This is a genomic window from Citrobacter cronae (genome assembly GCF_016893685.1).
Classification (GTDB): domain Bacteria; phylum Pseudomonadota; class Gammaproteobacteria; order Enterobacterales; family Enterobacteriaceae; genus Citrobacter; species Citrobacter werkmanii.
This window is the reverse complement of sequence record NZ_CP069763.1, coordinates 548,190-570,988: the sequence shown is the minus strand read 5'-3', so window position 1 is coordinate 570,988 and position 22,799 is coordinate 548,190. Positions and strand designations below refer to the sequence as shown.

At 53.2% G+C, this 22,799-nt stretch carries 22 protein-coding genes; 5 read left to right on the top strand and 17 right to left on the bottom strand.

What is annotated here, in order from left to right; all coding sequences use genetic code 11:
* Nucleotides 1-37: 37 nt before the first annotated feature.
* From JSN25_RS02310 to JSN25_RS02265, 10 genes are all read right to left on the bottom strand, one after another.
* Nucleotides 38-1,024, bottom strand: a complete 987-nt coding sequence (locus tag JSN25_RS02310) for a glutathione S-transferase family protein (RefSeq protein WP_038634087.1) — start codon at nt 1,022-1,024, stop codon at nt 38-40.
* Between the two features lie 71 nt (nt 1,025-1,095).
* Nucleotides 1,096-1,488, bottom strand: a complete 393-nt coding sequence (locus JSN25_RS02305) for a DoxX family protein (RefSeq protein WP_032940735.1) — start codon at nt 1,486-1,488, stop codon at nt 1,096-1,098.
* 170 nt (nt 1,489-1,658) lie between these two features.
* Complete coding sequence (locus JSN25_RS02300) at nt 1,659-1,958, bottom strand: YqjK-like family protein (protein ID WP_150345450.1); 300 nt, start codon at nt 1,956-1,958, stop codon at nt 1,659-1,661.
* Nucleotides 1,958-2,353, bottom strand: a complete 396-nt coding sequence (locus JSN25_RS02295; RefSeq protein ID WP_038634082.1) for a phage holin family protein — start codon at nt 2,351-2,353, stop codon at nt 1,958-1,960. The genes JSN25_RS02300 and JSN25_RS02295 overlap by 1 nt, the downstream gene beginning before the upstream one ends.
* Nucleotides 2,354-2,355: 2 nt before the next feature.
* Nucleotides 2,356-2,661 carry an ElaB/YgaM/YqjD family protein gene (locus JSN25_RS02290; RefSeq protein ID WP_006687949.1) on the bottom strand — a complete coding sequence of 102 codons (306 nt, stop codon included), beginning with the start codon at nt 2,659-2,661 and terminating at the stop codon, nt 2,356-2,358.
* A gap of 33 nt (nt 2,662-2,694) precedes the next feature.
* On the bottom strand, nt 2,695-3,063 hold the full coding sequence (locus tag JSN25_RS02285) for a DUF1090 domain-containing protein (RefSeq protein WP_038634079.1): 369 nt from the start codon (nt 3,061-3,063) through the stop codon (nt 2,695-2,697).
* Between the two features lie 148 nt (nt 3,064-3,211).
* Nucleotides 3,212-3,595 carry an EnvZ/OmpR regulon moderator MzrA gene (gene mzrA / locus JSN25_RS02280; protein ID WP_038634076.1) on the bottom strand — a complete coding sequence of 128 codons (384 nt, stop codon included), beginning with the start codon at nt 3,593-3,595 and terminating at the stop codon, nt 3,212-3,214.
* Nucleotides 3,596-3,598: 3 nt separating this feature from the next.
* Complete coding sequence (gene yqjA, locus JSN25_RS02275; protein ID WP_003024820.1) at nt 3,599-4,261, bottom strand: DedA family general envelope maintenance protein YqjA; 663 nt, start codon at nt 4,259-4,261, stop codon at nt 3,599-3,601.
* A gap of 349 nt (nt 4,262-4,610) precedes the next feature.
* On the bottom strand, nt 4,611-5,387 hold the full coding sequence (gene exuR, locus JSN25_RS02270; RefSeq protein WP_038634073.1) for a transcriptional regulator ExuR: 777 nt from the start codon (nt 5,385-5,387) through the stop codon (nt 4,611-4,613).
* Between the two features lie 134 nt (nt 5,388-5,521).
* Complete coding sequence (locus JSN25_RS02265) at nt 5,522-6,823, bottom strand: MFS transporter (protein WP_032940740.1); 1,302 nt, start codon at nt 6,821-6,823, stop codon at nt 5,522-5,524.
* A 473-nt stretch (nt 6,824-7,296) separates the two neighbouring features.
* On the opposite strand from JSN25_RS02265, the gene uxaC reads away from it, so the two are divergent.
* From uxaC to JSN25_RS02250, 3 genes are all read left to right on the top strand, one after another.
* Nucleotides 7,297-8,709: a glucuronate isomerase gene (uxaC, locus tag JSN25_RS02260; RefSeq protein WP_085048678.1), complete on the top strand. Its 1,413-nt coding sequence runs from the start codon at nt 7,297-7,299 to the stop codon at nt 8,707-8,709.
* 14 nt (nt 8,710-8,723) lie between these two features.
* A complete protein-coding gene (locus JSN25_RS02255; protein ID WP_160956012.1) occupies nt 8,724-10,211 on the top strand; it encodes a UxaA family hydrolase in 1,488 nt (495 codons plus the stop codon).
* Between the two features lie 108 nt (nt 10,212-10,319).
* The gene (locus tag JSN25_RS02250) at nt 10,320-10,874 is read left to right on the top strand and encodes a YgjV family protein (RefSeq protein WP_137347591.1); all 555 of its coding nucleotides are present in this window, start codon (nt 10,320-10,322) and stop codon (nt 10,872-10,874) included.
* A gap of 16 nt (nt 10,875-10,890) precedes the next feature.
* Here JSN25_RS02250 and sstT read toward each other — a convergent pair whose 3' ends face one another.
* The 4 genes from sstT to JSN25_RS02230 form a co-directional block, all read right to left on the bottom strand.
* Nucleotides 10,891-12,135 (bottom strand): serine/threonine transporter SstT, encoded by a 1,245-nt coding sequence (gene sstT / locus JSN25_RS02245; protein WP_085048679.1) that lies wholly within the window; start codon nt 12,133-12,135, stop codon nt 10,891-10,893.
* A 243-nt stretch (nt 12,136-12,378) separates the two neighbouring features.
* The gene (locus JSN25_RS02240; RefSeq protein ID WP_038642882.1) at nt 12,379-13,347 is read right to left on the bottom strand and encodes a TerC family protein; all 969 of its coding nucleotides are present in this window, start codon (nt 13,345-13,347) and stop codon (nt 12,379-12,381) included.
* Between the two features lie 268 nt (nt 13,348-13,615).
* Entirely contained in the window at nt 13,616-14,614 is a 999-nt protein-coding gene (locus JSN25_RS02235) for a Gfo/Idh/MocA family protein (RefSeq protein WP_069324371.1), read from the bottom strand.
* 72 nt (nt 14,615-14,686) lie between these two features.
* A complete protein-coding gene (locus JSN25_RS02230) occupies nt 14,687-15,187 on the bottom strand; it encodes a M48 metallopeptidase family protein (protein WP_038634055.1) in 501 nt (166 codons plus the stop codon).
* 84 nt (nt 15,188-15,271) lie between these two features.
* Here JSN25_RS02230 and rlmG point away from each other — a divergent pair, with 84 nt between their 5' ends.
* Complete coding sequence (gene rlmG / locus JSN25_RS02225) at nt 15,272-16,408, top strand: 23S rRNA (guanine(1835)-N(2))-methyltransferase RlmG (protein WP_069324369.1); 1,137 nt, start codon at nt 15,272-15,274, stop codon at nt 16,406-16,408.
* 56 nt (nt 16,409-16,464) lie between these two features.
* On the opposite strand, the gene JSN25_RS02220 is transcribed toward rlmG, so the two are convergent.
* Together JSN25_RS02220 and ygjG are read right to left on the bottom strand one after the other, a co-directional pair.
* Nucleotides 16,465-18,483 carry an NADPH-dependent 2,4-dienoyl-CoA reductase gene (locus JSN25_RS02220; RefSeq protein ID WP_199966629.1) on the bottom strand — a complete coding sequence of 673 codons (2,019 nt, stop codon included), beginning with the start codon at nt 18,481-18,483 and terminating at the stop codon, nt 16,465-16,467.
* Nucleotides 18,484-18,698: 215 nt separating this feature from the next.
* Nucleotides 18,699-20,078 carry a putrescine aminotransferase gene (gene ygjG / locus JSN25_RS02215; protein WP_167371260.1) on the bottom strand — a complete coding sequence of 460 codons (1,380 nt, stop codon included), beginning with the start codon at nt 20,076-20,078 and terminating at the stop codon, nt 18,699-18,701.
* A gap of 430 nt (nt 20,079-20,508) precedes the next feature.
* Between ygjG and JSN25_RS02210 the strand changes: the two genes are divergently transcribed.
* Nucleotides 20,509-22,029 carry a methyl-accepting chemotaxis protein gene (locus tag JSN25_RS02210; RefSeq protein ID WP_199966627.1) on the top strand — a complete coding sequence of 507 codons (1,521 nt, stop codon included), beginning with the start codon at nt 20,509-20,511 and terminating at the stop codon, nt 22,027-22,029.
* Between the two features lie 52 nt (nt 22,030-22,081).
* Here the strand turns inward: JSN25_RS02210 and JSN25_RS02205 are convergent, their stop codons facing one another.
* Nucleotides 22,082-22,756 carry a PadR family transcriptional regulator gene (locus tag JSN25_RS02205; protein WP_170973247.1) on the bottom strand — a complete coding sequence of 225 codons (675 nt, stop codon included), beginning with the start codon at nt 22,754-22,756 and terminating at the stop codon, nt 22,082-22,084.
* Nucleotides 22,757-22,799: the final 43 nt, after the last annotated feature.

Genomic DNA, 22,799 nt, shown 5'->3' with positions numbered 1-22,799 from the left:
TTAACTAATCGGTATTCCCCAAAGGGGCCAGTGTAAATTACGCGAAACGCTCGTCACGCCCGTGGGGTTCGTTAAGGTCCTGCCACGGCCCAACAGAAATAATACCAGTCGGGTTAATGGTTTTATGGCTACGGAAGTAGTGATTACGGATGTGATCGAAATTGACGGTTTCCGCAATGCCCGGTATCTGGTAGATGTCGCGCAGGAAACCATACAGGTTCAGATAATCGCTAATCCGGTATTTGTCGCACTTGAAATGGGTCACATACACGGGATCAAAACGTACCAGCGTGGTCCACAGGCGAATATCTGCTTCTGTTAACTGGTTGCCGGTCAGATAGCGATGCTGCCCCAGAATTTGCTCCAGACGCGCCAGGGATTGGAAGACTTTTTCCACGGCGTCGTCGTACGCTTCCTGGCTGGTGGCAAATCCGGCTTTGTACACACCGTTATTGACGTTGTCATAAATCCAGCCATTCAGCTCGTCGATTTGACTTTGCAGGGCTGACGGGTAGTAATCCCCGGCTTTTGCGCCCAAAGCATCAAAAGCGGTGTTAAACATGCGGATGATCTCCGCAGATTCGTTGCTGACAATGGTGTGATTTTTTTTATCCCACAACACCGGGACGGTTACCCGACCGCTGTAATGCGGATCGGCGTGTAAATAGAGCTGGTAAAGAAACTCGTGTTGATACAGCGTATCGCCGGTTGCCGCCGGGAAGGTATCATCAAAGGTCCAGCCGTTTTCCAGCATCAGCGGATGCACAACGGAAACGGAAATAAACGGTTCCAGCCCTTTGAGCTTACGCAAAATCAGCGTACGGTGCGCCCACGGACAGGCCAGAGAAACGTAGAGATGATAGCGGTCTTTTTCGGCAGCGAATCCCCCTTCGCCCGTTGGACCCGGTGCGCCATCCGCGGTGAGCCAGTTGCGGTAAGCCGATGCTGAACGTTGAAATTTTCCCCCGGTTGATTTGGTGTCATACCAGGTGTCATGCCATACGCCGTCAATCAGTTGTCCCATTTTATCGCCTCCTCAGATAGCAAAAGCGAGGAGATGTCTCCTCGCTTTTTCATGTGTTCAGTATAGTTCGCTTACCACTTTTTATTCAGTACACGGTCGATGCTGAATGCACCCGGACCGGTGATAGCCAGCAGCAGGAAACCGCCTGCGATGGTCAGGTTTTTCATGAACATCAGAGAGTTCACGCCTTCCGCAAAGTTGCTGTGGAAGATGAACGCTGTCAGCAGCGTGAAGCCTGCGGTGAACAGCGCGGTAGTACGGGTCAGGAAGCCGAACAGGATTGCCAGACCACCGCCAAACTCAAGCAGGATGACCAGCGGCAACATAAAACCAGGCACGCCCATGGCTTCCATATACTGTTGGGTACCCGCATATCCGGTGATTTTTCCCCAGCCTGCGGAAATAAACAGGATTGGCATCAGAATGCGCGCTACCAGTACACCAACATCTTCTAATTTCTTCATCATTCACTCCAGGAAACCACTCAGGCGGCTTATTGTGTTTTGTGTGCAACGACGCTGCAGAGCGCGTCGTTGCTGTCGATGGAGAGAATCATAAACGTGCTTAATGACAATTGTTAGCAAGGAAAACTGTCAAATTTTTTCAAAAATTTTGAGGTTAGGGAGTGGAGGGATTAGCCGCGCAGTTGCTGTTGTCTGATGGTCGCTTTAACCAGGCGCCAGATGCTCCAGACGCTAAAACCGCGCTTAGCCCAGCGTACCAGCCGATTGGGGTTCCGGATGGTGCGCACCGCCATAATACTGCTCCCGACTAACACCCAGCCACGTAGGTTCAGCAACGTTTTCCAGCCACGATCGTAAACTTCGGTGGCCTCCAGCCAGTCGCGGCGAGTGGCAGACAGATCCAGCCGTTGCTGCTGGATCTGCCCAAGCAGTTGCGCCTTACGTTGTTGACGTTCGACTTTACTGCTCATTATGCATCATCCTCCAGGGCCTGCCTGTCGTTTGCGAGTTCGTGGCGCGTATGGCGTAGCAGCGTTGTTTTGCGAGCTTTACGCAGAGTCCATATCCCGCCAATAAGCGCCATAACCAACAGCACAACGGTGGTGGCAATCATTGCGTTCAGGCGATATTGCGGATCAATGGCCCAGATGATAAGCACCATCAGGCTCATCAGCCCAAACGCCGCGAACAGCATGGTCAGCCCAAGCATCAGCAGGATCTGGATGAGATTTGATTTTTCCTCTTCCAGTTCCACGACGGCCAGCCGCAACCGCGTTTCTACGATCTCAACGAGAATCGTCAGGATCCGCTGTCCAATACCCAGTACGCTTTTGCCTGGACCTTGTGCGTGTTGAGAGTCAGCCATTGTTAACGGCGCGACAGCAGTACACCAAGCACCACACCGACTGCAGCGCCAATCCCGACGCCAGTCCATGGGTTTTCGCGTACATAGTTATCGGCTTTGGCCGCGGCTTCACGGGTCTGTTTGGCAATCACATCGCTGGTTTCACTCAGACGATGACGGCTCTCCCGCAGGGCGTGTTCGGCTTTGCTGCGAATTTTACTCATCTCTTCCTTCGACTTATCGCCAGAGGAGCTAAGTACTTCTTCAAGCGTATCCGCAAGAGATTTCAGCTCAGCGCGCAGGTTGTCCGTAGCATTATCTTTCGACATAGTTTTCTCCAGTTGAGTGGGTAGTTACCGTACTTAGTAATCGCGTGATTCGAGTTCTTTCAGCTCATTCTGAGCTTCGGCAAGCTTACGTTCGCGTTTGGCAATTTTATCCGCATCGCCTTTTTGCTTCGCCTCGGCTAAATCATCTTGACGCTCGGCTATCTCATCTTTCTGCTCTGCGATTTTTTTCTGATGGTCGGCGCGCAGTTTGCTGTCAGTACAATTGGCCCGAACCTCACTAAGTGCTTTGTTCAGACCATTGATGCGGTTCTGATTGTTGTGCTTTTCGGCATAGCTAATCTCCCGCTGAATATCCTGTTCTTTTTCCTGACAGAGGGTGGTGGCGTAACTGCCGGCACTGAGAGCGAAAAGGCTAATAGCCAAAGCGATGCGGTATTTCATTCTTGAACCTTCCATTGTGATTCGACGTTGTGGCTTGCGGTCGATGCTCCAGATTAATAAAACGTTGGGCCATAATCCCAGTTTATTAATCATAGGCGCTAAACGGTGAAATCACCAAAGTGAGTGATCTAATTCAGATTCCTGGAGATTAACCAAAACGGTGCGGGGTATCACGTAAGCGGGATAACCACTGCACCGCCTGATTATCATCATCCTGCTGAGCGATGACGAAACCATGTGGCAACGTACGGTCCAGCACCACTTTGGCGGCTGCGCTCTGCGCGCTGGAATCAAAAGTGATCAGCAGCGCGTCATTTTGCGGGGTAATACTTTTAAAGCGGATGCCGTTGGCATCCAGGTGATGCCAGATAGAGAAGCCATCAGGCATGCTGGCTCCCTGGTTTATGGCGCGAATGGCAAGCGTTGACTCCTGCTGGCGAATAACCGACCAGGTCAGGAGCAGCGCCCCGATAAACAGCATAAAGGTGGTGGTCCAGGCAAGTCGTCGGAGCGTTATGCATGATTTCAGCATAATTTATCCTCGGTTCCCGTATTTCTTTTTCCACAGCACAACCAGTGAACCCGCCAGACCAAACACCAGTAACACCACAGGAAGCAGCATCAGGCAAGACATGAGCTGGTCTTCATACTTAAGAAATACCGGCGTTTTGCCCAGCAGATAGCCAAGCGTTGTGAGGATCAGGACCCAAAGCAATCCGCTCATCCAGTTAAAGAACTGAAAGCGCGCATTATTCAGGCCGGATAACCCTGCGATGGTCGGCAGTAATGTTCTGACAAACGCAATGAAGCGACCAACCAGCAGCGCAGACAAGCCATGCTTATGAAAAAGATGATGCGCGCGCTGATGGTAATGCGCAGGAAGATGCGACAACCAGTTTTGTACGGTGCGGGTGTTTCCCAGCCATCGCCCCTGGATATAACTAAGCCAACAGCCGAGGCTGGCCGCGGTGGTGAGTAGCAGTACCGTTTGCGGAAAACCCATTGCGCCTTTGGCAATAAGCACGCCGACCAGTACCAGCAAACTGTCGCCGGGTAAAAACGCTGCTGGCAGCAGTCCATTTTCCAGAAACAAAATGGTAAATAGTACAAAATAGAGCATGCCAATCATGGAAGGATTGGCCAGAGTTTCAAAATCCTGAGCCCATAAAGCATTCAGTAATTGAGTCAGTAGTTCCATTCAATATTCCTGGAGAATCGGTTATCGTCATGCCGGTTTTTTTGGATTTTGTAACACCGCGATTTTATTGATATTTTTTGCAAGGTGCGCGGTCTGATACAAATTCACGGCCTGAACTGTTCCCTGTGAAGTTGTGAAGTTAGCAAGCTCTTAAACACAAAAATTCAAATAGCATCTAATTGTAACAAAGGTCAACGTTGTCCGTTATAGAAATTACGGTTGCTGAACTCTGATTTTGCTTATCGCATTAGAGGGAGGCGAGAGGATTTACACAGGCTGACATTTTATACCTAATGCTTACCAAGCATCAGGTACAGGCGCTTCGTCACGCCTGTATCGATAAGATTGATTATTTTGCGCCGTTAGCGGCTGTATCGAGATGAACAACCGGATTTTCAGTAAAAAGGTAACGGTCCGCGTTGAACTCAAAATCATCGCTGGTTTCGTTAAACAGCATCTGCTTCGTGTTCTCCAGATGCTGCCACATCGCCAGTTTCGCGGCATGGGGATCTTTGCGAATCAGCGCCCGCAGGATCTGATCATGGTCGTCGCACCAGTTATCTACTGTACGCGAGTCGATGTGGTCGTGCAGTTTTTTCCAGTAAGGGTTGTGAATACGCTGAGTCCACATTTTTTCCACGATGGCGGCCAGGGCGGAGTTCTGCGTGGCCAGCGCGACCTGCACATGGAACTGGAGATCCCATTCGGAGTCACGAAAGCTTTTTTCATTACGCGACTTCTCCTGAATTTCCATCAGTTTCATGATGTCCTGTTTGGTCACCTGAGTGGCGGCAAACTCGGCAATGTTGCTTTCAATGAGCTGTCGAGCCTGAAGCAGCTCAAAAGGACCGTAACTGGCGAATTCCAGACCTTCGTCGGGAGCAACATAATGTTTGGGTTGGTTAGAGATGACGTGGATCCCCGATCCTTTACGCACCTCAACATAGCCCTCAACTTCCAGCATGATAATCGCTTCACGAACCACGGTACGGCTGACATTTTTTTCATCGGCGATAAAGCGCTCGGCGGGAAGTTTGTCACCCACCAGATAGACGCCCTGCTCAATGCGTTCTTTAAGATCAGCGGCAAGTTGTTGGTATAAACGGCGTGGTTCAGTGATTTCCATATGCGCTCCAGGCATGATACGGCAGACTATATTTGTTATACCACTTTTGCGATTACGCCTCCACTCGCGAGGACAAAAAAGCCGCCAGATAGCTGGCGGCTTAGCATTATATAACCTTGCTGTATCGCATCTGGTTAACTTTGCGTCGCGGGATCGCCCGTCTGTGGACCTGAATCTATCTCGCTGGCAGATTTGTTCTGTAGTACCGTCCAGATGACCAACGCGCCAAGCAGGTCGAATACCGCCAGTACGGCGAACAGCGGGCTAAAGCCGATGGTGTCGGCCAGCGCGCCAACGACCAGAGCAAACAGCGTGCTTGCAAGCCAGGCGGACATACCGGTCAGACCGTTCGCGGTTGCCACTTCATTACGACCAAATACGTCAGAAGAGAGCGTAATCAGCGCACCGGACAGCGCCTGGTGAGCAAAGCCGCCGATGCACAGCAGGGCGATAGCGATGTACGGGCTGGTGAACAGACCAATCATGCCAGGGCCAATCATCAGCAGCGCGCCCATGGTGACCACCATTTTACGGGACACGATCAGGTTCACGCCGAACCAACGCTGGAACAGCGGTGGCAGGTAACCCCCAACGATACAGCCCAGGTCAGCAAACAGCATCGGCATCCAGGCAAACATGGCGATTTCTTTCAGGTTAAAGCCGTAGACTTTGAACATGAACAGTGGGATCCAGGCGTTGAATGTCCCCCACGCCGGTTCTGCCAGGAAACGCGGCAGCGCGATGCCCCAGAACTGGCGGTTACGCAGGATCTGGCCGAGCGACATTTTCTTCGAGGTTGTGTTTTTATGCTGTGATTCCTGGCCGTTCAGAATGTAATCACGTTCTTCATCAGACAGTTTTTTCTGGTCGCGTGGATGTTTGTAGAACACCAGCCAGGACATCGCCCAGATGAAGCTCAGGGCGCCGGAAATAATGAATGCCATCTGCCAACTGTGCATGACGATAGCCCAGACCACCAACGGCGGTGCAATCATCGCGCCGATAGAAGAACCAACGTTGAAATAACCCACGGCGATGGAACGTTCTTTTGCCGGAAACCATTCTGAACTGGCTTTCAGGCCAGCCGGGATCATTGCGGCTTCAGCTGCACCTACCGCGCCTCGCGCCAGCGCCAGTCCGCCCCAGCTGCCAGCCAGTGCGGTCGCGCCACAGAAGACGGCCCACAGAACGGCGAACATCGCGTAACCGATTTTGGTGCCGAGTACATCAAGCACGTAGCCTGCCACGGGTTGCATTACGGTGTAAGCAGCAGAATACGCTGCGATGATATAGGAATACTGTTGAGTGGAGATGTGTAACTCTTCCATCAGAGTCGGCGCAGCTGCCGCCACAGTGTTACGTGTGAGGTAACCCAACACGGTGCCAAGCGTCACCAGTGCGATCATGTACCAACGTAACCCTTTAATTTTACGCATGTAAAACCTCATCGTTTTGTTATGTCCGCCAACGAGCGGTCATCTTCCAGTTCAGGGCGGAGGATGTTCTTTTACGAGGGGGGAACCGAAAAAAAAGCCGGTACTCCCCGAACGTTGCCATGTCAATAGTTGTGCTAATTCGGTTTCCGTACCGGTCAATCCGATGTTGATACATCGGTAATTTGCATTCCGTCGGCTTATGTATCGCGACGGCCAAAAGATAACTTGTCATACAACTTTAAAAGGTGAGTGCCATCACAAAAGTGTGAATCTTCGTGTGGTCATTATTTCGATTCAGCAAAGCCAGTGCTGGCGCGGCCTGAGGCATGATTTACCTCTTTGAGAGTAATTTTTTTGTCATCATTTGTTGATCTAACTCACGAAAATATCTTCGGGGTGTGGAAATTGGTGTGATAACTTTGTCAACATCAAAACATAAGCAATCTGACGCACTCGTTGAGAGGAAGACGATAATGACTCCGTTTATGACTGAAGATTTCCTGCTGGATACCGAATTTGCCCGCCGTCTGTATCATGATTACGCCAAAGACCAGCCGATCTTCGATTACCACTGCCATTTACCACCGCAACAAATCGCTGAAAACTACCGTTTTAATAACCTGTATGACATCTGGCTGAAGGGTGACCACTATAAGTGGCGTGCGATGCGTACCAACGGCGTCGCTGAGCGCCTGTGTACCGGCGATGCCTCCGATCGTGAGAAGTTTGATGCCTGGGCCGCTACGGTTCCGCACACTATCGGTAACCCGCTGTACCACTGGACCCACCTCGAGTTACGTCGCCCGTTTGGTATTACAGGTAAGCTGCTGTCTCCGGCAACGGCTGACGAAATTTGGAACCAGTGCAACGAACTGCTGGCGCAGGATCAATTCTCCGCGCGTGGCATCATGCAGCAGATGAACGTGAAAATGGTCGGCACCACCGATGACCCGATCGATTCTCTGGAGCATCACGCCGCCGTTGCTAAAGACGGAAGTTTTGATGTGAAAGTGCTGCCGAGCTGGCGGCCGGATAAAGCCTTCAACATCGAACTGGCGACCTTTAACGATTACATGGCCAAGCTCGGTGAAGTCTCTGACACCGATATCCGTCGTTTCGCCGACCTGCAGACCGCGCTGACCAAACGTCTGGACCACTTCGCCGCTCACGGCTGTAAAGTGTCTGACCACGCGCTGGACGTTGTCCTTTTCGCTGAATCTAACGAAGCGGAGCTGGATAGCATCCTGGCTCGTCGTCTGGCCGGTGAAACCCTGAGCGAGCATGAAGTCGCCCAGTTCAAAACCGCTGTGCTGGTGTTCCTCGGTGCAGAATACGCACGTCGCGAATGGGTACAGCAGTACCACATCGGCGCGCTGCGTAATAACAACCTGCGTCAGTTCAAACTGCTGGGCGCGGACGTCGGCTTCGACTCCATCAATGACCGTCCGATGGCGGAAGAACTGTCCAAACTGCTGAGTAAGCAGAACGAACAGAACCTGCTGCCGAAAACCATTCTGTACTGCCTGAACCCGCGTGATAACGAAGTGCTGGGCACCATGATCGGTAACTTCCAGGGCGAAGGCATGCCGGGCAAAATGCAGTTCGGTTCCGGCTGGTGGTTCAACGATCAGAAAGACGGGATGGAACGTCAGATGACACAGCTGGCGCAACTGGGCCTGCTGAGCCGCTTCGTCGGTATGCTGACCGACAGCCGTAGCTTCCTGTCTTACACCCGTCACGAATACTTCCGTCGTATTCTGTGCCAGATGATCGGTCGTTGGGTTACTGCGGGCGAAGCCCCAGCCGACATCCAACTGCTGGGTGAAATGGTGAAAAACATTTGCTTCAACAATGCGCGCGATTATTTCGCCATTGAACTGAACTAAGGTCCGGGGTTGATATGCAATACATCAAGATCCATACGCTGGATAACGTTGCGGTAGCGCTCGCTGATTTGGCTGAAGGAACCGACGTGACCGTTGACGGGCAGGCGGTAACCCTGCGCCAGGCGGTCTCTCGTGGTCATAAATTCGCACTCTGCGAGATCGCACAGGGTGAGAACGTCATGAAATATGGCCTACCGATCGGCCATGCTTTGGTGGATATCGCGGCGGGCGAGCATATTCATGCTCATAACACGCGTACCAATCTGAGCGATCTGGATGAATATAGCTATCAACCCGACTTTCAGGAACCTGAATCGCAACCAGCGGATCGTGATGTACAGATCTACCGTCGTGCCAACGGCGATGTTGGCGTGCGTAACGAATTGTGGATCCTGCCGACAGTAGGCTGCGTCAACGCCATGGCCCGTCAGATGCAGAATCGCTTCCTGAAAGAGACCAACGACGCCGAAGGTATCGACGGCGTGCATCTCTTCAGCCACACCTACGGTTGCTCACAACTGGGAGACGACCATATCAACACCCGCACCATGCTGCAAAACATGGTGCGCCACCCGAACGCGGGCGCAGTGCTGGTGGTCGGTCTCGGCTGTGAAAACAACCAGGTTGACGCTTTTCGCGAAACCTTAGGCGAGTACGATCCCGATCGCGTTCACTTTATGGTCTGTCAACACCAGGAAGACGAAGTGGAAGCGGGGATCGAACATCTTCACCAGTTGTACAACGTGATGCGTAACGATAAGCGTGAACCTGGTAAGCTGGGCGAGTTGAAGTTTGGTCTGGAATGCGGCGGCTCTGACGGTCTGTCCGGCATTACCGCCAACCCGATGCTGGGCCGTTTCTCCGACTACGTGATTGCCAACGGCGGCACCACCGTGCTGACCGAAGTACCGGAAATGTTCGGCGCCGAGCAACTGCTGATGGACCACTGCCGTGACGAAGAAACGTTCGGCAAACTGGTCACCATGGTGAATGACTTCAAGCAGTACTTCATTGCTCACGACCAGCCGATCTACGAGAACCCATCGCCGGGGAACAAAGCGGGTGGTATCACCACCCTGGAAGATAAATCGCTGGGCTGTACCCAGAAAGCGGGTTCCAGCCAGGTGGTGGACGTATTGCGCTACGGCGAACGTCTGAAAACGCACGGCCTGAACCTGCTGAGCGCACCGGGTAACGACGCAGTCGCCACCAGTGCACTGGCGGGCGCGGGCTGTCATATGGTGTTGTTCAGTACCGGTCGCGGTACGCCGTACGGTGGATTTGTGCCGACGGTGAAAATTGCTACCAACAGCGAGCTGGCAGCGAAGAAAAAGCACTGGATCGATTTTGACGCCGGACAACTGATCCACGGCAAAGCGATGCCGCAGTTACTGGAAGAATTTGTCGATACCATCGTCGATATCGCCAACGGTAAGCAAACCTGCAACGAGCGAAACGATTTTAGAGAACTGGCTATCTTTAAAAGCGGTGTAACCCTTTGATTGTAAATATGTAGGCCTGATAAGCGCAGCGCCATCAGGCTCAAACCGTGGCCGGATGGCGGCGAACATGCCTTATCCGGCCTACGAAATGGAGTTGGGGTTGCTTGCATGACCGCGTATTGGCTGGCCCAGGGCGTAGGTGTCATCGCCTTTCTAATCGGCATTACCACCTTTTTCAATCGCGATGAGCGTCGGTTCCGGCTGCAACTCGCTGTCTATAGTGCCACCATTGGTGTGCATTTTTTCCTGATGGGCGCCTGGCCTGCAGGAATGAGTGCCGAGCTTAATACTATCCGCACACTCGTCTCGATGCATACCCGCAAACTGTGGGTAATGACCGTTTTTATTATCCTCACCCTGGTTCTCGGACTTGCGAAATTACAGCATGCGATGGAGCTGTTGCCGATAATCGGCACGCTGGCCAGCACCTGGGCGTTGTTTCGCTGCCAGGGGTTAACCGTGCGTTGCGTTATGTGGTGCGCAACCGCCTGTTGGGTTATCCATAATTTCTGGCTGGGATCGATTGGCGGGACGATGATCGAAGGGAGTTTTCTGGTGATGAACGGCCTGAACATTATTCGCTTCCGGCGGATGCAAAAACGCGGAATTGATCCGTTCAAAATTGAAAAAAGCGTACAAGATAAGAACCCCTCCGCCCGATGACGGAGGGGAACAGAGATTAGCCGCGCAGGGCGTTGTTTGCCAGACGTTCGTCTTCTGCCTGACAGGCTGCAGCGGTAAACAGAACATCTGTAGAAGAGTTCAAGGCCGTTTCACAGGAGTCCTGCAGCACCCCGATGATAAAGCCAACGGCAACCACCTGCATGGCGATGTCATTCGGAATCCCGAACATGTTGCACGCCAGCGGGATTAACAGCAGCGAACCACCCGCCACGCCCGATGCGCCACAGGCACACAGCGAAGCCACCACGCTGAGTAACAGCGCTGTCGGTAAATCGACCGGAATACCCAGCGTATTCACCGCCGCCAGCGTCAGCACGGTAATGGTGATCGCCGCACCCGCCATATTAATGGTGGCCCCCAGCGGAATAGACACTGAGTAGGTATCACGATCCAGATTCAACTTCTCACACAGCGCCATATTCACCGGAATGTTTGCCGCGGAGCTGCGGGTAAAGAAGGCATACACGCCGCTTTCACGCAGACAGGCCAGCACCAGCGGATACGGGTTACGGCGAATTTTCCAGAATACCAGCAGCGGGTTAACCACCAGCGCGACCAGCAGCATACAGCCTACCAGCACGGCTAGCAGTTGAGCGTAGCCCCAAAGGGTGGCAAAACCGGTCGTTGCCAGCGTAGAGGAGACCAGACCGAAAATACCGATCGGCGCGAAACGAATCACCAGCTTCACCATAAAGGTGACGGCGTTGGACATATCATTGACCAGATTCTTGGTCGTTTCATTCCCATGACGCAGCGCAAAACCCAGGCCGACGGCCCATACCAGAATGCCGATATAGTTGGCGTTAAGCAGAGCATCAATCGGGTTAGAAACCATGCTCATCAGCAGGCTACGCATGACTTCGACAATCCCGGATGGCGGCACGATGTCGCTGGCGCTGCTGGAAAGATGCAGTGTGGACGGGAAGGCGAAGCTGAAGACAACCGCCGCTAATGCTGCGGAAAATGTTCCCAGCAGGTAAAGGAACAGGATTGGACGGATATTGGTTTTTTGTCCGTGCTGGTGGTTAGCGATGGACGCCATAACCAGCATCAGGACCAGAATAGGTGCCACGGCTTTTAATGCGCCAACGAACAGCGTACCCAACAGCCCGACGGCTTCTGCAGCAGGTTTTGACACCAGCGCCAGCAATATCCCCAGTACTAAACCGATCAAAATTTGTTTAACCAGGCTCCCTTGCGCCAAACGCGAGAGCAGCCCCGATGAACGTTGCGTAGTCATGTAGTAATCCTTTCATTGTGTTGTTGCTCATCCAGTGTGCATTCTGATGACGCATCTTTCTGGATGTAACAAAGTGTTTGCCTGGTTGAGTATAAGGAAAGATGAAGTCCCGGAAAGCGAAATCTCCTGATTTTTGCGTTCAGATCATGTTTTATAACTTTAAATTAACATTATTTTGACATGATAAACAAAAAACCCGACGCACGCAGTGTGTTGTCGGGCTTTTCAGCTAGCGAATGAAAGTTACTGTATTTGCTGCTTTTTATCGTGCTGGTGATTAACCCACGCATTCACGACCAGCGTAACGAACAGAATACCGAACACCACGCCTAACGAGATAGCGATCGGGATATGGTAGAAATCGACGATCAGCATCTTAATACCGATAAACACCAGAATGACCGACAAGCCGTATTTCAGCATGGAGAAACGCTCCGCCACGCCAGCCAGCAGGAAGTACATCGCACGCAGACCCAAAATAGCAAACAGGTTCGAGGTCAACACGATGAACGGGTCGGTTGTGACGGCGAAGATTGCCGGAATACTGTCGACGGCAAAAATGACATCACTCAGCTCAACCAGAATCAACACCAGCATCAGCGGCGTGACGAACAGCAGTCCGTTTTTACGCACGAAGAATTTTTCGTCTTCGATGGTATCGGTCATGCGTAAATGACTCCGCAGCCAGCGGACTAACGGTCTGTCGCCGATACCGGAAGCATCCTCTTTCGCCAGCGCCATCTTCACGCCGGTAAACAGCAGGAACGCGCCAAACACGTACAGCAGCCATTCGAACTGGGCGATAAGCCAACTACCTGCGAAGATCATAATCGTACGCAGCACAATCGCGCCCAGTACGCCATACACCAGTACCCGACGCTGCAACGCAGGCGGTACCGAGAAGTAGCTGAACAGCATCAACCAGACAAAGACGTTATCTACCGCCAGTGATTTCTCGATCAGATAGCCGGTAAGGAACGCCAGCGCCTGTGGGTCGGCAACGGCGCGGCCCTGCGTTTGGGCCAGGTACCACCAGAATGCGGCGTTAAACAGTAACGACAGCGTGACCCAGACGATGGACCAGGCTGCCGCCTGCTTCATCGACATGGTATGTGCGCCACGACGACCCTGTAGCAGCAGGTCGATGGCCAACATAATCACCACCACAACAGCGAAGCCGCCCCACAACAACGGTGTGCCGACAGTATTCATAATTCCCCCATGCATAAAAAAACGGCCAACGCCGAATGACGTTAGCCGCTGCTTTTTATGCATAGACCTTGCCATTCGGCAAGGTCTCACTTACAACAACAAAGGAATACGCTAGCGTATTCCTTTGTTGTTGCCCGGTGACCGGATGTGGTTTTGCACACATCGTAATGACGATCAACCGACAACGAAGTTACTCCCCTTTGCGGGTTACAAAATATTACAGGCCATGCATGCAGTCAATGGCCTGCAACATTTGTTTTACATACCTTTACGCAGTCAGCGACGTCACCGTTTCGTCTGCGGGGAAAATCACGCCGGTCTGACGGCGAATTTCCGTTTGCAGTTTGGCGGTGATCCGGCTGACGCTTAGTGCCGGATGATCCACTTCGCCAGATTCAACCAGATGAGCAAATGTCTCTGCCTCATACAGCATCGTATTGATATGCTGAGGCACCGTCAGATCCTGCGTTTTGCCACCACGCGCCACGAAGCATACTTTCTGACATTCAGAGATATGCTCAATGACCAGCGAACCCGACTCGCCCTGAATTTCACTGGCTAATACCGAGTCGCTGACTTTGGAGTGCTGGAGTGTGACGCTGAAGTCACCGTAATTCAGTACGACCACGCCGTGGGCATCCACACCACTTTCCAGCAGGCTGGCGCTGGCCTGCACGCTCTGTGGTTCGCCCCAAAGCGCAACCGCTGAGGCCAGGCAGTAAAAGCCGATATCCATAATTGAACCGTTAGAGAACGCCGGATTAAACGTATTTGGATTTTCACCGTCCAGATAACGCTGGTAACGCGAGGAGTACTGGCAGTAATTGATAAACGCTTTCCTGATTCTGCCCACTTTGGGTAAAGCTTGCTGCAACAGCAGGAAGTTAGGCAGACTGGCGGTCTTAAATGCTTCAAACAGCACCACCTGATTTTCGCGCGCGCAGGCGATAGCGGCTTCAGCTTGCGCCAGATTTGAGGCCAGCGGCTTTTCGCAAATGACATGCTTTTTGTGCTGCAAAAATAGCTCTGTCTGCGGGAAGTGCAGGGAGTTTGGACTGGCGATGTAGACGGCGTCAATCGCATCACTGCTGGCCATCGCCTCCAGCGAGGTAAACAGGTGCTCGACGGGGTAATCGTTGGCGAAGGTCTGTGCCTGCTCAAGACTGCGGGAATAAACTGCGGTTAACTTATACTTGCCGGTTTCATGGGCGGCATCGACAAACTGGCGAGTGATCCAGTTTGTGCCAATTACTGCGAAACGTATCATAAAGGCCTTCAGGCTGCTAAAAGGGATCCTTTCGTCAATTTAGCATGCCCTGAAGACAAAGCCAGTGCGCGACTACGCACTTTGCTTTAACGATTGTTGCGTTAACCACAGGCGGGTATCGAACTCCAGTTGATGGTACTGAGGTTCCATATGACAGCACAGTTGGTAAAACGCTTTGTTATGCTCTTTTTCTTTCAGATGCGCCAGTTCATGGACCACGATCATTCGCAGGAAGGGTTCCGGGGCATTGCGAAAAACGGTCGCCACGCGGATCTCCGCTTTGGCTTTTAGCTTGCCTCCCTGCACGCGAGAAACGGCGGTATGCAGTCCCAGCGCATTCTTCAGAACATGGATCTTGCTGTCGTACATCACCTTATTCAGCGGCGGGGCGTTACGCAGGAACTGATTTTTCAGATCTTGCGTATATTGCCAGAGCGCTTTGTCGGTCGCGAAGTCATGCGTGCCGGGATAGCGCTTATCTAATACCGATCCCAGACGTTGCTCGGCAATTAATGTGCGTACCTGATCAAGTAGGTTCTCCGGGTAGCCCTGCAGATAGGTCAACTGACTCATTATTGCCCCATATAAAGTATAAAAAGTGTATACTCACGCACCCTTTTCAGGGATACGCCGAAATTTTACCATTCAGGAGGGCCGATGAGCCACATAGACAACGGTTTCCGTTCGCTGTCACTTAAACGTTTCCCGGAAACGGATGACGTTAACCCGCTGCTGGCGTGGGAAGCGGCGGATGAATATCTGCTGCAACAGCTGGACGATACCGAGATTAGCGGCCCGGTGCTGATCCTGAATGATACCTTCGGCGCGCTGGGCTGTGCGCTGGCGGAACATACGCCGTACAGCATTGGCGACTCCTATTTAAGCGAGTTGGCCACGCGCGAGAATCTGCGTCACAACGACATCGCCGAATCGAGCGTCAAGTTCCTCGACAGCACCGCTGACTATCCGCAGGCGCCGGGCGTGGTGCTGATTAAAATTCCTAAAACCATGGCGCTGCTGGAGCAACAGCTGCGCGCGCTGCGTGAAGTGGTGACGCCGCAAACGCGGATTATTGCCGGAGCGAAAGCACGCGACATTCATACCTCGACGCTGGAGCTGTTTGAAAAGGTGTTGGGTCCAACCACCACGACGCTGGCGTGGAAAAAAGCCCGTCTGATCAACTGTACGTTCAGCAAACCTGAACTGGCCGCTGCTTCGCAAACGCTAAGCTGGAAGCTGGAAGGTACCGACTGGACTATCCATAACCACGCCAACGTTTTCTCTCGTACCGGACTGGATATCGGCGCGCGCTTCTTTATTGAGCACCTGCCTGCAAATCTTGAAGGGGAGATTGTCGATCTCGGCTGTGGGAATGGCGTGATTGGCCTGACATTGCTGGAGAAAAACCCACAAGCCAGCGTGGTGTTTGTGGATGAATCGCCGATGGCGGTGGCGTCAAGTCGTCTGAACGTCGAAAGCAATATGCCTGAGGCGCTGGATCGCTGCGAGTTTATGATTAACAACGCGCTGTCCGGGGTTGAGCCGTTCCGCTTTAACGCCGTGCTGTGCAACCCGCCGTTCCACCAGAAGCATGCGCTGACAGACAATATCGCGTGGGAAATGTTCCACCACGCCCGCCGCTGCCTGAAAATCAACGGCGAGCTGTATATCGTGGCGAACCGTCACCTCGACTACTTCCACAAGCTGAAGAAGATTTTCGGCAACTGCGAGACCATCGCCACCAATAATAAGTTTGTGATTCTCAAATCGGTGAAATTAGGTCGTCGTCGGTAATCGCGTATGCCGGATGGAGGCGTGAGCGCCTTATCCGGCACACGAAAGGCATGACGTTAAATTTCCAGTGCCAGCCTCGTGCCTTGCGCGATAGCGCGGCGGGCATCCAATTCCAGCGCCACATCGCAGCCGCCGATCAGATGCACCGTTTTACCTGCCGCGTGGAGAGGATCGACCAGCTCACGGCGTGGCTCTTGTCCGGCGCAAATCACCACGTTATCCACGTTAAAGATCACCGGTTCGCCGTTCAATACGACGTGTAATCCATCATCATCAATTTTCTGGTAACTGACCGCCGGGATCATTTTCACGCCGCGTGAGAGCAGGGTGGCGCGATGGATCCAGCCCGTGGTTTTACCTAAACCTTGCCCCGGTTTGCTGGCCTTGCGCTGCAACATCACTATCTGACGCGGACTGCGGGATAAGTGCGGACCTTCCGGGCGTAATCCGCCTGGCTGTTGCAGGCTGGTGTCGATCCCCCATTCCACACAGAACTCCGCGATGTTCTGGCTGGTGGGAGCGCCAGGCTGGCTCAGATACATGGCGGTATCAAAACCGATCCCGCCGCAACCAATGATGGCGACGCGTTTACCCACCGGCGCTTTATCGCGCAGGACGTCGAGATAGCTCAACACTTTCGGGTGATCGATCCCCTCGATCGGCGGCATCCGCGGTTCGATCCCGCTGGCGAGGATCGCCTCGTCAAAGGGTTCCAGATCGCGCGCGGTGACAACGTGGTTCAGTCTTAGCGTCACGCCCGTCACGTCGATCATCCGGCGGTAGTAGCGCAGGGTTTCATAGAATTCTTCTTTGCCGGGGATCTGTTTGGCGATATTAAACTGTCCGCCAATCTCGCTATGGGCGTCAAACAGCGTTACGTGATGCCCGCGCGCGGCGGCATTAATGGCAAACGCGAGACCTGCAGGACCCGCGCCGACAACCGCCAGATTTTTCGGCACAGTGGCTGTAACGATCGGCATTTTGGTTTCATGGCAGGCGCGTGGATTCACCAGACAAGAGGTGACTTTGCCGACGAAGATCTGATCCAGGCAGGCCTGGTTGCAACCGATACAGGTATTGATCTCATCCGACCGTCCGCTTTGCGCTTTTGACAGCAGTTCGGCGTCGGCGAGGAACGGACGGGCCATCGACACCATATCGGCATCGCCGCGGGCCAGAATATCATCGGCGACTTTAGGATCGTTAATGCGGTTGGTGGTGACCAGGGGGATCGTCACATGACCTTTCAGCTTGCGCGTCACCCAGCTAAATGCGCCACGCGGCACCGGGGTGGCGATGGTGGGAATACGCGCCTCGTGCCAGCCAATACCGGTGTTGATAATAGTTGCGCCTGCGGCTTCTACAGCCTGCGCCAACTGGACTGTTTCCTCGAAGGTGCCGCCGTTTTCTACCAGATCGAGCATCGACAGGCGGAAGATAATAATAAAGTCATTGCCGGCACGCTGACGTACTGCCCGCACCACCTCGACGGCAAAACGCATGCGGTTGGCATACCCACCGCCCCATTCGTCGTCGCGCTGATTGGTGCGCAGGGTCAGGAATTCGTTGATGAGATACCCTTCCGAGCCCATCACTTCCACGCCATCGTAGCCCGCTTCTCGCGCCAGCTGCGCGCAGTGGGCAAAATCCTCAATCAGCTGCAGAACTTCATCGTGCGTCAGTTCATGCGGCGTAAAGCGGTTGATAGGGGCCTGAATGGCGGAAGGCGCCACCAGATGCGGCTGATAGCTGTAACGCCCGGTATGCAGGATTTGCAGTGCGATTTTGCCGCCTTCGTCATGCACGGCATCGGTAATCACGCGATGATGCGCGAGCTGGCTGGTATCGTTGAGCACCGCGCCGCCTTCCATACCCACGCCGGATAACGCTGGCGCAATGCCTCCGGTCACAATCAGAGCCACGCCGTGACGCGCGCGTTCGGCATAGAACGCGGCCAGCCGTTGGGCGCCATCGGGATACTCTTCCAGCCCGGTGTGCATTGAACCCATCAACACGCGGTTTTTAAGCGTGGTGAAGCCTAAATCGAGCGGGGCGAACAGCGACGAATAGCTCATAAAGGTGTCCAGTATGTAAAATTATTGTTATGTGGTCGGATGAGTTAATAATTTAGCCGTCGCAGCGTAAAAGGGAAAAGGGGAATGCCGTGATTGTGATGGGATTCAAAAAAGGAGTGGGGCCAGAGAATGATTCTGCCGGATGGCGGCTACGCCTGAGCCTACAAAGGACACGCTTTCGTAGGCCGGATACGCGCAGCGCCATCCGACAGGTATTACATCTGCTCCACGCTCACCCGTAATGCTGCCAGGGCTTTGCGTGTTGATCGCAACACCAGATCGCATTGCTCGATCGTTAACGTTAGCGGCGGTTCGATGCGGATCGTCTTGGCATTGTTCAGGGTCCCGGCGACCAGCACCCGCTGGCGGAACATCTCACTGGCAAAGTTATAGCCGATTTCATTATCGACAAACTCAATCGCCATCAACATGCCTTTGCCGCGTACATCGTGCACCAGATCCGGGTATTCCCGCGCAAGCTGGCGGAAACCATCCAGCAACATATCGCCTTTCTGCTCTGCCTGAGCCGGTAAATTTTGCTCCAGCAGGACGTTAATGGTGGCCAGCGCCGCCGCACACGCGAGCGGGTTGCCGCCAAACGTAGTGGTATGCAGGAAAGGATTATCGAACAGGACGGAGAACACCTCTTCGGTGGCAATGGTTGCGCCAATCGGCATCACGCCGCCGCCCAACGCTTTGGCCAGACACATAATGTCGGGCTGCACGTTTTCGTGCTCGCAGGCGAACATTTTGCCGGTACGCCCCATGCCGGTCTGCACTTCGTCAAGGATCATCAGCGCGCCAAACTCATCGCAAAGTTTACGCACGGCGGTCAAATACCCTTGCGGCGGCAGGATCACGCCCCCTTCACCCTGGATAGGTTCGAGGATCACGGCTGCGACGTCGTCACCGGTCTTTTTACATTCGCTGAGCATGGTACGCATCGCGTTAATATCGCCAAACGGCACATGACGGAAGCCCGGCAGCAGCGGCATAAAGGGTTTACGGAAGGTGGATTTCGCCGTGGCGGACAGCGCGCCCAGGGATTTACCATGGAATGCGCCGCTGGTGGCGATAAATGTAAATTTACCGCGCGGCGATTGATACGCTTTCGCCAGCTTCAGGGCGGCTTCAACCGACTCGGTCCCGCTGTTACAGAAAAAACTGTATTTCAGCTTACCGGGCGCCAGTGCGGCGAGGGTTTTTGCCAGCATGGCCCGCAACGGGTCAAGTAACTCCTGGCTGTGCAGAGGTTGTTTCGCGAGTTGATTCTGTACGGCGGAAACCACGACTGGATTACGGTGCCCCACGTTGAAAATGCCAAAACCACCCAGGCAATCAACAAACTCCTGTCCCTGGGTGTCGACAAGCGTATTCAGGCTTCCCGCTTGCCACTCTACGGCTCCGTAATCCCCGCCTGCAGTTACAGATTTTCGATACTCTAAGAACCCCGGATTGACATGCTCCTTAAAGTACTCAATCACCTCTCGGTTTAATGATTTCATTTCCTCATGATCAAGCGTGCGCTTTTCGATGAGATTCAGTGCGTGTGCGCTGCAGGCCAGGGCCGATGCGCTGGAAGGTAACCTGTTCAAAATATGCTCCCGGAGCTGGCGTATCACATGATACTGATTTAAGTATTGCAGGGATTGCGCCATTCCGGCGCGCTTAGCAAAAATCGGGATAAACACCAGGAAACATCTTATTTGCGCAACATTTAATGCCAGTATTTAACATTTGCTGGCATTTTGCCCAGATTTGGCACCTGAAAACAGATCGAATTAACGCGTATTTGCGCTAAAAATGGGCAATGTTTGCACTGTCACGGTGCGGGGGAAGACGTGCAATTGAATAGTTACTTAATGAAAGTATTTTAAATCAACGAATTAGAATGCGTACAGATTTTGAGGTTTAATCGCAAATTGCGATCTAAATCAAATTTAACAACTAAAGATAAAAAGATTATCGCCGAAATAACATAAGCCGAAAGAGTTAACAACCAGATAACCTGCACAGGACGCAACCATGTCTTCTCATCCCTACGTTAGTCAGCAAAATACACCGCTGGATGATGATATCACCCTCATGTCCACCACCGACTTACAAAGCTATATCACTCATGCGAACGATACCTTTGTCCAGGTCAGCGGCTATCAACTGAATGAATTGCTCGATAAGCCGCACAACCTGGTTCGTCATCCGGACATGCCAAAAGCGGCGTTTGCGGATATGTGGTACACCCTTAAGCAGGGTGAGCCATGGAGCGGCATTGTGAAAAATCGGCGTAAGAATGGCGATCACTACTGGGTGAGGGCCAACGCGGTGCCGATGGTGCGGGAAGGGCGAGTGACCGGGTACATGTCGATTCGTACCCGGGCAACTGACGAAGAGATTGCGGCGGTAGAGCCTTTATATAAGGCGCTGAATGAAGGACGTTGCAACCGACGTATTCATAAAGGGTTGGTGGTACGCAAAGGCTGGCTGGGTAAACTCCCGGCACTGCCTATTCGCTGGCGGGTACGCAGCGTGATGACATTGATGTTTGCCGTACTGGCGACCGCATTGCAGCAAACGGGCGCCGAATGGCCGTTACTGTTGATGAGTGCGTTGGTAATGCTGCTGGGGACGGCTATTTTCGAATGGCAAATTGTGCGTCCCATCGAGAATGTTGCTCGTCAGGCGTTGAAAGTGGCGACCGGTGAGCGCAACAGCGTATCGCATCTTAACCGCAGTGATGAATTGGGTTTGATGCTGCGAGCGGTGGGGCAACTGGGGTTAATGTGCCGTTGGCTCATCCATGATGTCTCCAGCCAGGTGAGTTGTGTGCGCAGCGACAGCGAAACGCTGGCAAAAGGCAGTGATGATTTGAACAAGCATACGCAGCAGACCGTGGAGAATGTGCAGGAAACGGTGACCACCATGAATCAGATGGCGGCGTCGGTGAAACAAAACTCTGAGACCGCCGCCGCGGCCGATAAACTCTCGATTGCTGCCAGCAGCGCGGCAACACACGGCGGCGAGGCGATGGATATCGTCATCAAAACCATGGATGATATTGCCAACAGCACTCAGCGGATCGGCACCATTACCACGCTGATTAACGATATTGCTTTCCAGACCAATATTCTGGCCTTGAACGCCGCCGTTGAAGCCGCAAGGGCGGGCGAGCAGGGCAAAGGTTTCGCCGTAGTGGCGGGAGAAGTGCGTCATCTTGCCAGTCGTAGCGCCAGCGCGGCCAATGATATCCGCAAGCTGATTGATGCCAGCGCCGATAAGGTACAGTCCGGCTCCGATCAGGTCCACGCCGCGGGGCGTACGATGGACGATATTGTGGCGCAGGTGCAAAACGTCACTCAACTGATCGCGCAAATCAGCCACTCAACGCTGGAACAGTCCGATGGTCTTTCCAGCCTGACTCGTGCGGTGAATGAACTGAGCAGCATTACGCAGAAAAACGCTGAACTGGTTGAAGAGAGCGCCCAGATTTCCGCGATGGTGAAACATCGCGCGGGTCGTCTGGAAGATGCGGTCACGGTGCTGCATTAATCTTAACCACAGCAGGCGCAACGCCGGACACGGGTTCCGCCTGCTGCGCAGATTAATCTAACTGAGTAATGTCCAGCGCGGCGCGATCGATAATACCAATGATTTTTTTGATCTGCGCCTCGCTGGTATCACCATGATTGACGCGTAGGTCCAGCACAGCTTTGAAGTTCTCCAGCGCGCGTTTCATCTGTGGGTTTTTACGTAATTCAAAACCCACACAGCGGGCTTTAATACGTTCGTGGATATGTTCCAGATGTTCGCGGTTCTCATCCAGCCACTGCAGACCTTGAGTCGTGATGGCAATCTGCTTACGCCCACCTTCCTCGTCGCTGATGGCGATCAGGGCTTGATCCTGCAACAGATCCAGCGTCGGATAGATAACGCCCGGGCTCGGGGTGTAGTTACCCTGAGTCAGGGTTTCAATCGCTTTAATCAGTTCATAGCCGTGGCTGGCGTCGCGGGTCAGGATATCCAGAATCACCAGGCGTAATTCGCCGTGACCAAAGAAGCGCTGGCGACGACCGCCGCCGCGACCGTGGCGGTGTCCACACCCTTGTTCATGGCGATGTTCTTTGTTACAGCCTTCGTGGCGATGCTCTTCACCTTTGCAGCAGCCTGCATGGCGCTCACTGTGGCGGCTTTCGTGGTGATGTCCTTCACCCTTGCAGCAGCCTTCGTGTTGGTGCTCTGTCTGTTTACAGCAACCTTCATGATGGTTTTGCATCATCGTCTCCTGATGTTGTTTAGATATATCTAATTTATATCTAAAT

Excerpts from the sequence above, each read along its gene's own strand:
- JSN25_RS02230 (WP_038634055.1), bottom strand. The coding sequence starts at position 15,187 with ATGAGTCAGTTGACCTATCTGCAGGGCTACCCGGAGAACCTACTTGAT.
- JSN25_RS02235 (WP_069324371.1), bottom strand. The coding sequence starts at position 14,614 with ATGATACGTTTCGCAGTAATTGGCACAAACTGGATCACTCGCCAGTTT.
- JSN25_RS02255 (WP_160956012.1), top strand. The coding sequence starts at position 8,724 with ATGCAATACATCAAGATCCATACGCTGGATAACGTTGCGGTAGCGCTC.
- JSN25_RS02300 (WP_150345450.1), bottom strand. The coding sequence starts at position 1,958 with ATGAGCAGTAAAGTCGAACGTCAACAACGTAAGGCGCAACTGCTTGGG.
- JSN25_RS02205 (WP_170973247.1), bottom strand. The coding sequence starts at position 22,756 with ATGATGCAAAACCATCATGAAGGTTGCTGTAAACAGACAGAGCACCAA.
- sstT (WP_085048679.1), bottom strand. The coding sequence starts at position 12,135 with ATGACTACGCAACGTTCATCGGGGCTGCTCTCGCGTTTGGCGCAAGGG.
- JSN25_RS02295 (WP_038634082.1), bottom strand. The coding sequence starts at position 2,353 with ATGGCTGACTCTCAACACGCACAAGGTCCAGGCAAAAGCGTACTGGGT.
- uxaC (WP_085048678.1), top strand. The coding sequence starts at position 7,297 with ATGACTCCGTTTATGACTGAAGATTTCCTGCTGGATACCGAATTTGCC.
- rlmG (WP_069324369.1), top strand. The coding sequence starts at position 15,272 with ATGAGCCACATAGACAACGGTTTCCGTTCGCTGTCACTTAAACGTTTC.
- JSN25_RS02290 (WP_006687949.1), bottom strand. The coding sequence starts at position 2,661 with ATGTCGAAAGATAATGCTACGGACAACCTGCGCGCTGAGCTGAAATCT.
- JSN25_RS02285 (WP_038634079.1), bottom strand. The coding sequence starts at position 3,063 with ATGAAATACCGCATCGCTTTGGCTATTAGCCTTTTCGCTCTCAGTGCC.
- yqjA (WP_003024820.1), bottom strand. The coding sequence starts at position 4,261 with ATGGAACTACTGACTCAATTACTGAATGCTTTATGGGCTCAGGATTTT.
- JSN25_RS02220 (WP_199966629.1), bottom strand. The coding sequence starts at position 18,483 with ATGAGCTATTCGTCGCTGTTCGCCCCGCTCGATTTAGGCTTCACCACG.
- JSN25_RS02265 (WP_032940740.1), bottom strand. The coding sequence starts at position 6,823 with ATGCGTAAAATTAAAGGGTTACGTTGGTACATGATCGCACTGGTGACG.
- exuR (WP_038634073.1), bottom strand. The coding sequence starts at position 5,387 with ATGGAAATCACTGAACCACGCCGTTTATACCAACAACTTGCCGCTGAT.
- JSN25_RS02310 (WP_038634087.1), bottom strand. The coding sequence starts at position 1,024 with ATGGGACAACTGATTGACGGCGTATGGCATGACACCTGGTATGACACC.
- JSN25_RS02210 (WP_199966627.1), top strand. The coding sequence starts at position 20,509 with ATGTCTTCTCATCCCTACGTTAGTCAGCAAAATACACCGCTGGATGAT.
- JSN25_RS02250 (WP_137347591.1), top strand. The coding sequence starts at position 10,320 with ATGACCGCGTATTGGCTGGCCCAGGGCGTAGGTGTCATCGCCTTTCTA.
- JSN25_RS02240 (WP_038642882.1), bottom strand. The coding sequence starts at position 13,347 with ATGAATACTGTCGGCACACCGTTGTTGTGGGGCGGCTTCGCTGTTGTG.
- JSN25_RS02305 (WP_032940735.1), bottom strand. The coding sequence starts at position 1,488 with ATGAAGAAATTAGAAGATGTTGGTGTACTGGTAGCGCGCATTCTGATG.
- mzrA (WP_038634076.1), bottom strand. The coding sequence starts at position 3,595 with ATGCTGAAATCATGCATAACGCTCCGACGACTTGCCTGGACCACCACC.